Origin of the sequence: Flavobacterium zhairuonense, assembly GCF_004352915.1 — a bacterium.
In the GTDB taxonomy this organism is placed as follows: Bacteria; Bacteroidota; Bacteroidia; order Flavobacteriales; family Flavobacteriaceae; genus Flavobacterium; species Flavobacterium zhairuonense.
The window spans coordinates 45,331-59,706 of record NZ_SJSY01000066.1 but is presented as its reverse complement, the minus strand read 5'-3'; the positions used below and the strand labels follow the sequence as shown (position 1 = coordinate 59,706).

17 protein-coding genes are annotated in these 14,376 nt (G+C 34.0%); all 17 read right to left on the bottom strand.

The window, feature by feature from the left end; genetic code table 11:
• Window positions 1-42: 42 nt before the first annotated feature.
• The 17 genes from EYY60_RS04425 to EYY60_RS04340 all read right to left on the bottom strand — a co-directional run bounded on the left by EYY60_RS04425 (window position 43) and on the right by EYY60_RS04340 (window position 14,071).
• Entirely contained in the window at window positions 43-675 is a 633-nt protein-coding gene (locus EYY60_RS04425; protein WP_132988187.1) for an outer membrane lipoprotein carrier protein LolA, read from the bottom strand.
• The gene (locus EYY60_RS04420) at window positions 665-1,441 is read right to left on the bottom strand and encodes a polysaccharide deacetylase family protein (protein WP_132988186.1); all 777 of its coding nucleotides are present in this window, start codon (window positions 1,439-1,441) and stop codon (window positions 665-667) included. The genes EYY60_RS04425 and EYY60_RS04420 overlap by 11 nt, the downstream gene beginning before the upstream one ends.
• Window positions 1,438-2,499 (bottom strand): beta-ketoacyl synthase N-terminal-like domain-containing protein, encoded by a 1,062-nt coding sequence (locus EYY60_RS04415; RefSeq protein WP_132988185.1) that lies wholly within the window; start codon window positions 2,497-2,499, stop codon window positions 1,438-1,440. The genes EYY60_RS04420 and EYY60_RS04415 overlap by 4 nt, the downstream gene beginning before the upstream one ends.
• Window positions 2,500-2,709: 210 nt before the next feature.
• Window positions 2,710-3,912 (bottom strand): beta-ketoacyl-[acyl-carrier-protein] synthase family protein, encoded by a 1,203-nt coding sequence (locus tag EYY60_RS04410; RefSeq protein ID WP_132988184.1) that lies wholly within the window; start codon window positions 3,910-3,912, stop codon window positions 2,710-2,712.
• A gap of 110 nt (window positions 3,913-4,022) precedes the next feature.
• On the bottom strand, window positions 4,023-4,280 hold the full coding sequence (locus tag EYY60_RS04405; protein ID WP_008465883.1) for a phosphopantetheine-binding protein: 258 nt from the start codon (window positions 4,278-4,280) through the stop codon (window positions 4,023-4,025).
• Window positions 4,281-4,282: 2 nt separating this feature from the next.
• Window positions 4,283-4,900 carry a 3-oxoacyl-ACP synthase gene (locus tag EYY60_RS04400; RefSeq protein WP_132988183.1) on the bottom strand — a complete coding sequence of 206 codons (618 nt, stop codon included), beginning with the start codon at window positions 4,898-4,900 and terminating at the stop codon, window positions 4,283-4,285.
• 97 nt (window positions 4,901-4,997) lie between these two features.
• Entirely contained in the window at window positions 4,998-5,690 is a 693-nt protein-coding gene (locus EYY60_RS04395; RefSeq protein WP_132988182.1) for a hypothetical protein, read from the bottom strand.
• A 30-nt stretch (window positions 5,691-5,720) separates the two neighbouring features.
• Window positions 5,721-6,872: a beta-ketoacyl synthase N-terminal-like domain-containing protein gene (locus EYY60_RS04390; protein ID WP_132988181.1), complete on the bottom strand. Its 1,152-nt coding sequence runs from the start codon at window positions 6,870-6,872 to the stop codon at window positions 5,721-5,723.
• 98 nt (window positions 6,873-6,970) lie between these two features.
• Window positions 6,971-7,420 carry an acyl-CoA thioesterase gene (locus tag EYY60_RS04385; protein ID WP_132988180.1) on the bottom strand — a complete coding sequence of 150 codons (450 nt, stop codon included), beginning with the start codon at window positions 7,418-7,420 and terminating at the stop codon, window positions 6,971-6,973.
• Complete coding sequence (locus tag EYY60_RS04380) at window positions 7,395-8,678, bottom strand: ABC transporter permease (protein WP_162847848.1); 1,284 nt, start codon at window positions 8,676-8,678, stop codon at window positions 7,395-7,397. Before EYY60_RS04380 ends, EYY60_RS04385 begins: the two co-directional genes overlap by 26 nt.
• Window positions 8,668-9,420: an ABC transporter ATP-binding protein gene (locus EYY60_RS04375; protein WP_132988178.1), complete on the bottom strand. Its 753-nt coding sequence runs from the start codon at window positions 9,418-9,420 to the stop codon at window positions 8,668-8,670. Before EYY60_RS04375 ends, EYY60_RS04380 begins: the two co-directional genes overlap by 11 nt.
• A gap of 7 nt (window positions 9,421-9,427) precedes the next feature.
• A complete protein-coding gene (locus EYY60_RS04370) occupies window positions 9,428-10,426 on the bottom strand; it encodes a BtrH N-terminal domain-containing protein (RefSeq protein WP_132988177.1) in 999 nt (332 codons plus the stop codon).
• Window positions 10,426-10,830, bottom strand: coding sequence for a hypothetical protein (locus tag EYY60_RS04365; protein WP_132988176.1), 405 nt, complete (start codon window positions 10,828-10,830; stop codon window positions 10,426-10,428). The genes EYY60_RS04370 and EYY60_RS04365 overlap by 1 nt, the downstream gene beginning before the upstream one ends.
• Window positions 10,831-11,111: 281 nt before the next feature.
• The gene (locus tag EYY60_RS04355; RefSeq protein ID WP_132988289.1) at window positions 11,112-11,576 is read right to left on the bottom strand and encodes an ABC transporter permease; all 465 of its coding nucleotides are present in this window, start codon (window positions 11,574-11,576) and stop codon (window positions 11,112-11,114) included.
• Window positions 11,577-11,584: 8 nt separating this feature from the next.
• Entirely contained in the window at window positions 11,585-12,016 is a 432-nt protein-coding gene (locus tag EYY60_RS04350; protein ID WP_132988174.1) for a hypothetical protein, read from the bottom strand.
• Window positions 12,016-13,149, bottom strand: a complete 1,134-nt coding sequence (locus tag EYY60_RS04345; RefSeq protein WP_132988173.1) for a beta-ketoacyl-ACP synthase III — start codon at window positions 13,147-13,149, stop codon at window positions 12,016-12,018. Before EYY60_RS04345 ends, EYY60_RS04350 begins: the two co-directional genes overlap by 1 nt.
• Window positions 13,150-13,168: 19 nt before the next feature.
• Entirely contained in the window at window positions 13,169-14,071 is a 903-nt protein-coding gene (locus EYY60_RS04340; protein WP_132988172.1) for an NADPH-dependent FMN reductase family protein, read from the bottom strand.
• Between the last annotated feature and the right edge of the window lie 305 nt (window positions 14,072-14,376).

Sequence of the window (14,376 nt, the reverse complement as noted above, 5' to 3'; positions counted from 1 at the left end):
GTGACCGAGCCACAGGAAACTAAAAAAATTGCCAGAAAACAATTAATTAGTAAAAACTGAATCGTCGATTTTTGCATTGATCACTTTGTTTTTAAGTACAATTCGGGTATAATCTTCAGATGATTCCAAAAGTTTTACCTGAACTACGGTTGCTTCTTCTTTATCAAAAGTCAGTTCAATTTGTTTGATGTATTTCTTCAACGTCGCATCTTTCGGAACAAATTTCGCCAGGTTTTGACCTTTCAATTTTAAATATGAAATCGTAAATTCTTTGTCGTCAAACATATTGCCACTCACGCTTCCAATAATTAATTTGTTGATTCTGGCGAAGATTTTGCTGTTACCAATATCAACCGCACTTTTCTTTCCTTCATCGTTAATCAGGATTTTTCCGTTCTTGAAGACAATGCTGTAATTGTATGGTTTTTTGTATTGCCAAGATAATAATGCAGGCTCTTTAAAAACCATTTTCCCAGAAGTTTCAATGTCTTTAGAAAGAAAATCCAAATGTTTGTATTGCACAAAATCAGTACTTAAAGTTTTGATTTTTTTCGAAACCACATTTACATCTTGTTTGAAAGACGCAATTTCGGCATCGGTCATTTTTTGTTCTTGGGCAAAAATGGAAATGCTGAAAACATTTAGAAAAAGGAAAATATATAATTTAGTCTTCATAAGCTTTAAGATTCAAAAGTTCCTCTACAGAAACGACTTCATATTGATTCTGCTGTAAAAATTGCAAAAACTGTTCCAATACAAAAACAGAGTGCGGAGCAGTATCGTGCAAAAGTACAATTCCGCCGGGAGAAACTCGTTTTTTAATTCGATTCAAAATCAAATCAACATTTTTTGTACCGCCGTCAAGCGAACGAATATTCCAGCCAATTACTTTATGCTTTGTAAATTTTAAAGCTCTGCGAATTGATGGAGTCGTCACTCCATAAGGCGGACGAAAAAAGTTGATTTTTTTGGATGTGAATTTCTCCAGCAATTGATCTGTTTTGCGAAGTTCTTCGATTATGGTTGGGTAGGTATAAAAATCAAAAAACTTAGAATGTGAATAAGAATGATTTCCAACCAAATGACCTTCGTCTATAATTTTTTGAAGAATTTCCGGATGCGCCTCAATGTTTTTTCCAATGCAGAAAAAAGTCGCTTTAGCATTGTATTCTTTCAGCAGTTTTAAAACTTCCAAAGTAAATTCACTTGGTCCGTCATCAAAAGTTAAGGCGATTTTTTTCTCAGTTTCTAATGGGTTATTGCAGAATGCTTTTACATGATAATTGGAAGAAATTCGTGCAGAACCATATGCGGATATAAGAATCAAAGGCAAAGGAACTATTAAAAACCATAATTCATTTATTCCTATATCGGCTTTTAATATAAATAATAAAAGCAATAAGAAGATAAAAAATATTGTGACTTTTTTATGCGTTATCATTTTGAAAGCAACGTAAAACTATGATTTTTTCCATTTACTTGATTGTACAATAAAATGGTATTATAAATCGATTTTGAAACCGAATTTACTTTTATAATTTCTGGAATTTCCTGCGTTTTTATAACTTTTGAAGCCATCCACAAAGCAAATGCCGAAGCCGTGTCGTATGCGCCGCTCAAATGTTTGTAATACAGTTGAGGCGTTTCTGCGAAAGCATTTTTGCTTAAATTTTGATAATAAAAATTAGAGTCTGAGTTGCCGTCAAAACCTAAAACCACAGCATCAAGATCTGAAATTTGTAAATTATTTGCTTTTAAAAATGAAATTAAAGCAGGTTCAATTTCATTTTCTTCCAATGTATTTATGATTTCAACATCAAGAATTTCTGCATACGTATTGGCTTTTCTTTCGTTTTCTAAAACAAAAAAACTTGCGCCTTCTCCATAAACAACCCCAGTTGAATTTGCGTTTAAAACTTCGGAAGGAAGATCATTTTCTTTTTTAATTCTTCCGGCTAATTTAAAAAGTGATACCGTATATTCTCCGTTTTCATCAACTCCGCCCACTAAAATCGAATTGGCTTCGTCTTCTTCAATTTGCATTTTAGCATCTAAAAGGGCAGATTCAAAAGAAACCGCACCATTTACATAGGTAAAATTATAACCTTTGCATTGTAGTGAAAGTGCAATTTGTGCACCAACAGTATTATGCGTAGATTGAATAAAAGAAGTTGGGGTTAAAAACTCTTCATTATTGTCGAGAATGTTTTTCAGGAATTTTTCAGAATCTTCAATACAGCCCAAACCGGTTCCGGTAATGATCGCGTCAACATTTTCAACATTGGCATCTTTCATCGCCAAAGCCGAAGCTACGATTCCGTTTTTTACTCCTTTTGCCATTCTTCTAATCATAGCAGGAGAAATATAATCTTTGTAAACGGGAGGAATAATTTGTAAAACGGTCTCGCTGTTATTTACAACAGCTTCTTCTAAAAAAACAGTATCAAATGTTTTTTGAGTTGAAATACAGCCTACTCCATTTATATATGTTTTTTTCATGCGAAGATTAAATTTGTTTTTTAAGGGAATACGGAATTGTCATTCTTACTATTGGTTTCAAAATAGTTTAAAACTATATACTTTAGGAGATTTTGCCTTCAGTTTCTGAATTTTTTTAAACCACAAATTACACAAATTTTCGCAAATTAATTTGTGTGAATTTGTGTAATTTGCGGTTTAAATTAAGCTTTTATTAGAATCATGGCGATTTCATGCGTTTTTCGAAAATATAAGGGTTGAACAATTTCCTCCAAAACCAAAAGAATTAGATAAAACGTGTTCGATATTTTTATTTTTTAAAGAAGTCTGCGGTTTCAAATCAAACTCCTCCATTTGATTTTCAAAATTCAAATTCGGGTAAACCACATTATTTTGAATGGCCAAAACAGAATAAACGGCTTCAATCGCCGCCGCCGCCGCTAAAGTGTGGCCGGTAAAAGGTTTTGTCGAACTGAAATCCGGAACTTTTTGATCTTCATAAATTCGGAGTAAAGCTCTTCCTTCAGATAAATCATTGTTTGGCGTTGCAGTTCCGTGAACATTGATATAATCAATTTCAGAAGGTTTTATTCCCGAAACTTCAAAGGCTTTTTTCATGGCCAAATAAGCGCCGTCGCCGTTTTCTGAAGAAGCAGTTTGGTGAAAAGCATCATTTGCATTTCCGTAACCCGAAACTCGTGCCAAGACTTTTTTGTTTTGCTTCGCCACAATTTCATCCGATTCTAAAACCAAAAACGCAGCCGCTTCTCCAAGATTTAAACCTTTTCTGTTGTTGTCAAAAGGTTTATTATAATCGTCAGATAAAATCATCAAAGTCTTAAATCCGTTGATGGTAAATTTTGCCAAAGCATCTGTTCCGCCCACAATTACGCGATCGAGTTTTCCGGTTTTAATCAGTCTAGCACCCAACATAATCGAGTTTGCCGCAGAAGAACAAGCCGTACTAATTGTCGTAACCATTCCTTTTAAACCAAGTTCTTCAGCGATTTTTTGTGCAACATCACCGCCGTCGTGACAAGTTATGTATTTGACCAATTCTGGTTTTTCGAAATAATCGAAATAATGTTTTTCGGTCATATCCATGCCGCCCACGCTTGTCGCAGAAATAAGTCCGGTTCTAAATTCGTTTATGGAAGTAATTCCAGCATTTTCAACTGCTTGTTTAGCTGCCAAAGCGCCAATCATTGCGGTTCTCGAAAAATTATTATTTTCCGAAAGTTGTAATTCGGCAATCAATTCTTCGTTGGTTTTTTTGATTTCACCAACGTTGATGACATCGGCATGAACCGTCGGAATATTTTCAATTCGGGAAATACCGATTTTATTTTCGATCAAGGAAATATAATTTTCTTCGACTGAATTTCCAATCGAAGAGATAATTCCCATTCCCGTTATTGCGACACCTCTTGCCATTTTAGATTTTAGATTTATGATTGTAGATTCTTAGAACTTTGTCAAAGTTGATAAATTTAAATTTTAGATTACCCTCGGCAATCTAAAATCTAAAGTCTAAAATCTAAAATTTATTTAGTTCTGTTGGCGCTAATATATGCTGCCATAGTTTCGATTGACTGGAAAATTGCTTTTCCTTCTTTCGGGTCAACTAATTTAATTCCGTAATCTTTATCCAAAATCACGATCAATTCAAGTGCATCAATCGAGTCTAAACCTAAACCGTCTCCAAACAAAGGATCGTTGTCTGCAATGTCTTCAACAGCGATATCTTCTAAGTTTAAAGTCGTAATGATTTTATTTTTTAATTCTTCTTTTAATGCTTCCATGATTATTTATTGTATAATGTATTGATATTTTCGTCTCTATATTTCTCGTTTTCTTCTTTGCCAATTACGCAGAGAAAAGCTTTGTAATCTTCGTTAAAATATTCCACCCAGCCACAAAGAACTTTATCTGCTTTATCTGAATTCAATAAAATATTCGAATAATTCGACATGAATTCAGTGTTGAAAGCATCAAATATAAAGAAAGAATTCTCACTTTTTAGCTGATGACGGATACTTATTTCGCCCAAACAAATATTTGGTAGTGTATAAACAAAGACTGCCGGACTCGGATAATAGTTTTCTTTGTCAGAAATCGATTCCTGATATTTTACATCGGTATCTAAACTCGATGATTTATTGGCCAAAACTAAAGCGATATTATTTTCTTCTTCCGAAGAAGTTATCGCACTCAAAAGCAATTCTGAACCTAAAAAAGCCAATTTGCTCAAAGCATCCATTTTGAAAAACTTTGGATATTGGATTTCAAAATTACGCAATGCTTGTTTGGAGAAATCAGCGAAATCCGTCGGTTCAATTTTGAATACAGAAGTTCCGTTCAAAACAATTTCGTTGTTTTGAATGGTGATATAGGATTGTATGTGGGTTTTATTTTGAGTCATTATTTTAATTTAAACACGAATTTCACAGATTAACACAGATTATTCTTTGGCTAAAAATTACACTAATTAGTTCGTGAAAATTTGTGCAATTTGTGTTTTAAGAAACCCAAGTATGAATTACTTCGGCAATTTTCCACGTTCCAGAATTATTTTCAATTATAATTAAAAAACCTCTTCCGCATTTTCCGCCACCACAAGAAGCTCCAGCTGTTAAAATTCCTCTCGTTTTTGCTTTATTGAATTGAATTCTTGATACAGAAATTGTTCCAACAGGAAATCGTACATTACTTTTATCATTTAAGTCCCAATTTTTTTCATGAGGGTATTTTGATGAGTTCTGAAAATTAAATTTTTTGTTATTTTCAAAAGGTTTTAAATCCAATTTGTATTTGTCTGTTTCTTTTGAATTGTCATATAAATAGCCTGCGATATTTAATTGCCTAAGAATCATTTCAGTTTCAAAAGAACTAATTTTCTCTATATCGGTATAAACGCCAAGAAGTATTCTTGTTTTATCATTTTTGATTCTATCTCGGTTACGCCAATATTCCTTTAATTCTTTATGATGACCGGTTGTATCCACTTTATTTGTTTCTGAATTAAATCTTGGTGGCGGTGGCGGAACAATTATTCTTCGATCCATATAGATAGAGTCTACAATTTCTACAAAGACATTGTTTAAGACGCCTTTCTCAAATTGTAGTTCGTCTACCTTCTCAACTTCTTTCTTTTTACATCCAAAAGAAGAAAGAAGAATTAGAGTTATAAATATAAATTTTGACAGCTTCATTTATTTAAAACTAATTTTAATTCGTGAAAATTAGTGTAATTCGTGTTTCACTTTTTCAAAAACCACAGCCGTATTACAACCTCCAAATCCAGAAGCCGTTTTCAAAAAATACACAATACTTGCTTCTTTATTTTTCTCAATAACATTTACAACTTCGCTAACTCCAATTTCATCAAAACCTTTTGATTCAAAAAGCATATTTTTATTCGCTGATTCAATCGCAATTACCGTTTCCAATAATCCCGAAGCGCCTAATGTATGACCGTAAAATCCTTTTAAACTATTGATGGGAACATTTTGTAAATCCAATCGATTTAAGGCAATGGCTTCCATTTCGTCGTTGAATGGCGTTGCAGTTCCGTGTGCGGAAATATAATCTAATTTATTGGCTTCAATTTTTGCTTCTTTCAAAGCATTTTGAATACTTCTGAACAAACCTTCGCCAGTTCTTGAAGGTCCCGAAATATGATTTGCATCGTTTATTGAACTGTCGCCAATTACTTTTATTTTTGAATTTTTGGCTTCCGCCGAAACTAAAACTGCTGAAGTTGCTTCGCCCAAACTTACTCCGGTTCTGTTTTTAGAATAGGGTTTACAAGGCAATTCGCTCATCGCCTGAAAAGCATTAAATCCAGACAAAACAAATTCTGAAACTTCGTCGCCGGCTACAACAAAAATGTTATCATACAATTCAGATTGAATCATCCTTTTAGCAACAGAAACGGCTAAAATTCCAGAAACGCAGGCGTTTGAAACGACAATTGGTTGTGTTTGAAATCCGAAGAAATTGGCAACGTTTTTAGCCAAAACATTTAAATGTGCATTGTTGAAATTTTCTTCCGAATTCTTTTTTAAAGCCGTAACATTTCCTTTTGTGGTCGAAAGTATAAAAGCAGTTTTTGAATTCAATTCAACTTTCGAATTTTTGATAATCGGCTCTAAAGCCAAAATCATCATTTTCTCTAAACGGGAATATTTTTTTTTAGTGCTGATTTTTGCAAAAGCACTGTTTATTTTTTCATCAGAAATAATCGAAGCATAAAATGAATTCGGCATTAAAGAAATATCGCTATGAAGCTGAATTCCAGAATCACCACGCAAAATCGCTTCGATGTTCGATTCAATATCAAAACCTAAAGGTGTGATACAATTCGTTTCGTTGATGTATATTTCTTTTGACATTTTATATTTTTTATTCCTGCAAGGTTTTGGAAACCTTGCAGGAAACGCATTTGGATTATTTTAATTTTTAATTTGTGCTAATTTGTGAAATTCGTGTTTTATTTCAACAGCCCAACTTTCCTTTTCCATTCCTCATAAAAAGGAGGATTTGTCAGCATTAAATTTCCTTCTTTATCTAAAAAAACCTGAGTCGTTTCGCCAGTGCAGGCAACTTCGCCTTTATCATCAATAATCTTAAAACGATAAATTATTTTTGCGGCCGGAGTATCGACAACTGTGGTTTCGATTGTGACAACATCGCCATAGCGCAAAGACAATTTATGTTCGCATTTTGATTTTACAATTGGAGTCGTGTAACCTGTTTTTGCAATGTCTAAATACGTAAGTTCGTGTTGGCGTCCAAAGGCTTCACGACCATCTTCAAAATAAGTAATATAATGGCCGTGCCAAACAATTCCAAGCGGATCAGTTTCGTTAAAACGAATTCTGATTTCGTGTGAAACGGTTAAGTCTGAGGCTTCGTTATACTGTTCTTTTCTTTTTGTCATAAAATAAGGCAATGGAAGTTGTGATTATAAAGAACAAAAATAACAAACTTATTTTTGGAATGATTTCGACGAAAGAAACGTTGCGTAATAAAACGTCATAAAAGGCTTCTAATCCCCAATTCATAGGTGAAGATTTGGCAATAATCTGCATGATTTTTGGCATTGCAAAAACCGGAACCCAAATTCCACCAATTGCGGCTAGAATGATAACGCTTGTTGCACCAAACGGAGCCGATTGTTCCTGAGTGCTAGCAACGGTTCCCAATAAAATTCCGAATCCGATGGCGCCAAAACCTGAAAATAAAGCGACAACACTCATTAAAAATAAATGTCCTTCAACATTTAAAGGAGGCAAACCAATGTGCGGAAACAGGAAAATAGCAACAGCAACCATCATATAAAACTGAATCATGCAAATAACAGAATAGGTAATCGTTTTACCAATAATGACTACTAAATTAGAAACCGGATTGGTCAATAATCGAACAAAAGTTCCTTGTGATTTTTCTTTTACAATATTGATTGAAAGCGGAATCACGATAAAAAATATAGCAAAAAGTGTCCAGGCCGGAACGTTATGCTGAACCGAATTTGGCAATACTTCTTTGTTGTTGATTCTTGGAATTATTTCTTTGAACGTAATAAAACTCTTTTGATCAAATTCGGTGTTTTCTTCGCCAAACTGATTCTGGAAAGCAGTATAAATTGATTTGGTTTCAATTTGCGAAATCATTTTGTCAATCGAACTCATCACGGAGTTTTTGAAACTCAGCTGCACTGCCGGATCAAAATATAATTTTACTTCTTTTTGCGCGATAACTTTTGGTTTCTCCGGTTTTGCAACGCTGTCTGTAAAACCCATTTTGCTCACAATGTTTTCGACATTCTGATCAACTTTAGCTTGCAAATCGGCGCTGAGGTTTTTCGGAATTACGATCGCCAATTGAAATTTTCCTTTGTAGACATTTTCTCTGGCAACTTCTTCGGTAATTGTTTTATTGTCAAGTTGCGTTACAACGCTGAATAAATTATTCTTTTGAAGATTATCAAAAACCGTTTTCGAAACCGAACCTTTATCATTGTCAACCAATAAAATCTGAATTTTATTATCGCTGACGGTTTTAAAAGTACTGTCCTGAATGATGGTAACCGTAATAACCAAAACCAATGGCATGATAAATAATATGATCAAACCGCCTAAATCTCTTTTTAATAAAAGAAATTCTTTTACTATTGACATCCAAATTTTATATAGCATCTCTCAAGTCTTTACCGGTTAATGAAATAAAAACGTCTTCGAGATTTCGAGCATTTTCTGTCGTTTCAATTAAGCTTGAAGGAGTTCCTTTTGCATAAATTTTGCCTCGGTCCAAAATGGCAATATTCGTGCAGAAATCTTCGGCTTCAGCCAAATGATGCGAGGTATAAATAATTGTAGTTCCGTTTTGATTTAATATTTTCAGATAATCCAAAATAGCATTTTTTGATTGAACATCAACACCAACAGTTGGTTCATCTAAAAATAAAACTTTTGGATTATGAAGAATTCCGGCAATCAAATTCACACGGCGTTTCATTCCGCCAGAAAAGGTGTGAATTTGTTTATCAGCAAATTTCAATAAACCCAAAAGATCTAAAGTTTCGATTACTTTATCTTTCAAGTCTGAACCTTTCAAACCGTACATGCTTCCAAAATAATGCAGATTTTCTCTTGCGGTCAAAGTTGGATACAAAGCATATTCCTGAGGAACAACGCCAATGATTTTTTTGATTTTGGATGAATGATGATGATAGTCCAAATCATCAATTGAAAAATGTCCCGAAGTTGGTTTGATCAATCCGCAGAGCATTGAAATTAAAGTTGTTTTTCCAGCGCCATTCGGGCCTAATAATCCGAAAATTTGCCCTTCATTTATCTCCAGCGAAACATCGTTCAAAGAAAACTGATCGGCATCTTTGTACTTTTTCGAAAGGGATTCTATTTTTATAATGGAATTCAAAATATAATTAGCTGATTGCTTTTTTTAGTTTTTTGAAAAAGATTTCTTCGCGATTCGCAATGTCCAAAAGTTCATCGGCAATGGCGTTGTACGCGTCTTCTTTGGCGCTTCGGTTTTTATAAATTCTCGAAGCTTCAACGGCAAAATCGCGCCATGAATCTCCAATTTGTGTCATTTCTTTCGAAAGTGTTTTCAATTCTTCGTTGCCTAAAACAACTGAAGCTTCTTGTAAAAATGCGGCGTAAATAAATCGGAAACCACCACCTCCGGTTCCAATTTCTTCCTGCATTCTAACCATTTGTGCCAAATAATGATTGGCTTTTCGAACACCGTGTTTTTTAGGCCATTTTCGAATTTGACGCGAAACCATTTTGATTCCGCGAACGCCTACAATTGGCATTGGCGCTAGCATATCGCGACAGGTATTTTTAATTCCTTTAATAATCGCGCTTTTTAAATCAACTTCACTCGGAATCTGAATTGGGTAATACATTTGTCCGCGTGGCGCAAAAGCACCTTTGGCAAAACGCACTTTATCCATTTCCTCGTGTGTCAAAGTCGTAACGGTTTCCATCACCGGATCGCTGATTAAATAATCGGTTTCGGTTTTGCCGTAAACGACTAAATTGTGCGCGTTGAAATGAAAACGATATTCGTCAGGAAAATAACTCAAATGATAAACACCAACTTGAAGTCCGGTTGGAATATTGTTTTTTAAATTTTCTTCTAAAGCTTTATTCGCATTGGCAACTGAAGAAAATTTTTGTCTTTTTATTTTAAGATTTAAACGATTTGCAACTTTATTAAAAATATGTCCAGGCAAAGTTCTATAGCTGATTGCCGGCGCGTGATTTACTTTTAAAAAAGGCAAATACACGAAAAAAAGTCCCGAACCAATTCCGAAAACCATCGGTTCGCTGATATTGAGTCCGCTGTTTTTTAAGAGGTTTGAAGCTACTCCGTTTTCACAATGAGCAGATTGATGATGTGTAAAAGTAACTTGCATTAATCTGTTTTAAAGTTTTTTAATTCGGCTAATGAAATGTCAAAAGCGTCGGCATATTTTTGTAAAATTTTGTCGTTCAGTTTGGCAAAAACGGACGGTTTAAAATGTCTTTTTACGCGCCATTTCCACATTTCGACATAACCCGCAAGAATGCCTAAATCCATTTTATTCAATTCCATAAAATAACAAATCGGACTTACTTCTCCGTTTTGAACTTTAATTCTGGCTTCTTCGGCGCGTTCTTTTATATCTTCAATTGCATTCGAAAGTGCAATGGCTTTTGGTTCCCAGCCCGTACTCAAAGCAGTTGTATAATTGCCGTTTTCGTCTGTGGCGTAAACGAGTTCTTTAAGATCTTTTTTGCTTAAATTTCCATCGTGCTGAGGTACATTTTCTTTTTCCATGACGGTGTTTTTTTAATCTATACCAGTAAACGTATCAAAACCAAAACAGGTAATATTTCAATTATAATTAATAAGGCAAGATTTATTAAGGCTAAATTTTTCTTTTTTTTGACAAAAAAATAAATCATTTCTACTAAGAGAAATAGACAATAAACTTGACTTAAAAAGAAAGCTAATTCATCAGAGTTTATTTTGAAAACAGCAATAAGTACCAATATTAAAATTCCTAATCGAATTAATAAATGATAAAGCGGTTTTTTTCTATCCATTTCGATATTTAATTATTTTTCAACCGAAATCGTCTTTTGAATAAACAAATTAATTTCGCATTCTAACAGTATTTTGTCTGCCAATAAACTTTCGCATTTCATTGTGCACAAAGTATAATCGTCGCCAACAAATTTGGAAACCAAAATTGCTTTGGTCGTAATAACGTCGTCAACTTTTGGCAATGCATGTATTTTTAGATTTTTTAAAGCGCTGATGAAACCAATAACATTTACGTTTTCATTTTCAGTTCCGTCTTCTTCAAAAAAGTATTTTTTTCCAACAATTGACGAACAAGTTTGTGCCGTATTTTCGATTAAGCCGGCTTCTATAAAAATGCCATTATCTACGAAAATATTGTCTTCTTTGATTAAAAATTCGGTTTCAACAGAAGTGGCGTCAATTTCCAAAATCAAATCGACCATCAGCATTGGTGCGCGGTGCGGTAAATAATTTTGTATGTCGATTCCAACTTTCATCATCCTAATTATTTTGCTAAAACGGTTTTCATTTGTCCGCTTGCAATTTCTTCATCATTTAAAAAAGTCACAATATCAACTAAAGTAACTCCGCCAAATTCTTGTAAAATGGTAACATTCGATTGAATCGTATCGTTTGTTTTAGGCAATTTTTTAATCTGAATATCTTTAATAGAACCAATATAACCAGTTGGCGCAATTTCATTTTTCAAAAAAAACTGATAACCGGTGTGCAAGGCAACAGATTGCGCCATATGTTCAATTAATCCAGCTTCTAAAAAAGTGTTTTCTTCTAAAAAAATATTGTCATTCTGAATTTTCAAACCAGAAATTAATCCCGTTTCTGAATAAGAAAACATGCGATCTACCATTACAAAAGGAAACTTTTGAGGAAGTAGATTTTCAACGGCTTCTTTTTCTAAAAGTACAACGGTTTCCATTAGCAAACAGTTAAATACGCATAAGCAAATGAAAAACGTCCGCTTTCTGGAACCGACAATAAAATTTTGTCTCCTTTTTTTAATTTTCCAGAATTCATTAATTCTTCAACTGCAATATAAATTGAGGCAGAACCAACATTTCCAACTTGTAAAAGATTCATGAACCATTTTTCAGATGGAATTACAACTCCTTTTTCGTCGAGACCTTTTTTCAATCCTTCAACAAAAAAGTACGAAGAAACGTGTGGCAAAAAGTAATCAACATCATTGGCAGTAACATTATGTTTTGCCATAGCGTCGGTCATACTTTCGACACCTTTTGGCAGAATAAATTCGTCCAATAATTTTACATCCTGTTTTACAGCCAAAATAGATTCGTTTAGCAATTGTTCAGGTTTGTATTCGCTCCAAGGTTTTATTTCGCCGTTTTCCAATTTATCTCCACCGGCATACATGCAGGTTTCTAATTCGAATGCATAAGAATACGCTTCCATCCATTCGATTTTTAAAGAAATATTTCCGGTTGGTTTATTTTCTAATAAAAAAGCACCAGCTCCGTCAGACAACATCCAACGCAAGAAATCTTTTTTGAAAGCAATAATTGGCTGTTCTTCCAGATTTTTTAAGTTGATGATTTCCTGATTGTATTGTTGTGCCGAAAGCCAAGTCGAAACTTTTTCAGATCCTGTGCAGACAGCATTTTTTGAATTTCCAGATTTTATAGAAAGAAAACCATATTTCAAAGCATTCATTCCAGAACAGCAAATTCCAGAAGAAGAGTTTAATTCAACCGATTTGTTTCTCAGCAATCCGTGAACCATTGCGGCGTGCGAAGGTGCAAAAACATCTGGTGACGATGTTCCGCAAGAAAGCACTTCTAAATCCTGGTCAGTGAAATTTTCATCAAACAATTTTTCAATTGCACTTTTTGCCAATTCGGCATTACTATGTGTGCTTTTGCCGTTTTTGTCAACGGCATAGTATCGGCTTGTAATTTTATTATTGCGCAAAATAATACGTCTTGCTTTTGAAGCAGTGTCGTTTATCAGCCCTAAATAATTCTCCATTTCATCGTTTGAAACAGCTTCATTTGGCAAATATTTTGCAGCTTTGGTAATATATACGTCAAACATAATATAATTTTCTCCTCTTCTAAACTCCTTGATAGTATTGAGTTTCTTTTTTTATAGTTTTAATTTTAAACGGATAGCTAATAACATGCAATATATATACTATTGGCGAGATTACCCATATTGCAAGGAATAAATAAACATAAAATAATTTAAGAAGCAGTTTTCTGTTTTTTTGATTCTTATGTATGAAATTAGACCATTTATCAAAGATTTTGTTAGCGGTTTTGTCCACAGTCACTAAATATGGACTGATTTTTACTGCTCCAATTTCGGCTAATTTTGGCTGTAAATCTTCCAGTTTGTTTTGTTTGAATTGCGAAAGCATCACTTCGCCAAATTGATCTGATTCCTGAATGTCTTTATCCGAAACTCCAGGCAACGGGAAAAAACCTAAATATCTTTTCTTTACCCCCGAAAACATCCAATTTACAATCGTAATGACGCTGATTAAATTTCCAACGCGATCGACTAAAGCTACATTTCCAACCAATTTTGCATTGGCTTCTTTCAATAAAACTTTCACTTTTTCCTGCGCCATTATCCACATGTTTCGGGAACCGTTTATAGTAATAACGGGAGTATTGTTTAAAATAGTCTTGGCTTCAGCACTTTTTAAGAAAGAGTTCATCGGAATTGAAGGCGTTAAATACCAAACTTGATAATGAAGCAAAACAAGATCAAATTTTGTGTTTAAAATTTCTTCCGGAACTGGTTTTAAAGCTGTTGGTATTTGCAGAAAAGATTCAGGAAAAGCATCAAAAAAAGTAGTTTTATTCCACGGAAAAGGAAAGGGCTTTTCTAACTGTATTTCGTGAAAAGTTACGTTGATTTCTTCTGAATTTAAAAAGGGTTTTGCAATGTTTCGTGCAATAGATTCCAGCTGTCCGGATTGCGAATAATAAATTACGAGAACATTTTTCATTTAGGTTTGCTGTCTTTGGTTGCAAACAAAAATAGGGAAATTATTTTAAACGAATTTTCTTGTTTAATGTTTCGTTTTATAAGTTTTTTTTAAGCTCGGATTTACGTTGAGTTTTAATCTCGCAAAGACGCAGAGGCGCAAAGGTTAAATTTAAAATGAATTTTAAAGTGCAGTTTGTCATTTCGACGGAGGAGAAATCTCCGCAAGTAACTCCGTTCCTATAAGCCAATCTTTGTAGAGCTTTTCGTGGAGATTTCTCCTCCATCGAAATGACAAAAATGAGAAAAACTTTGCGCCTCTGCGCC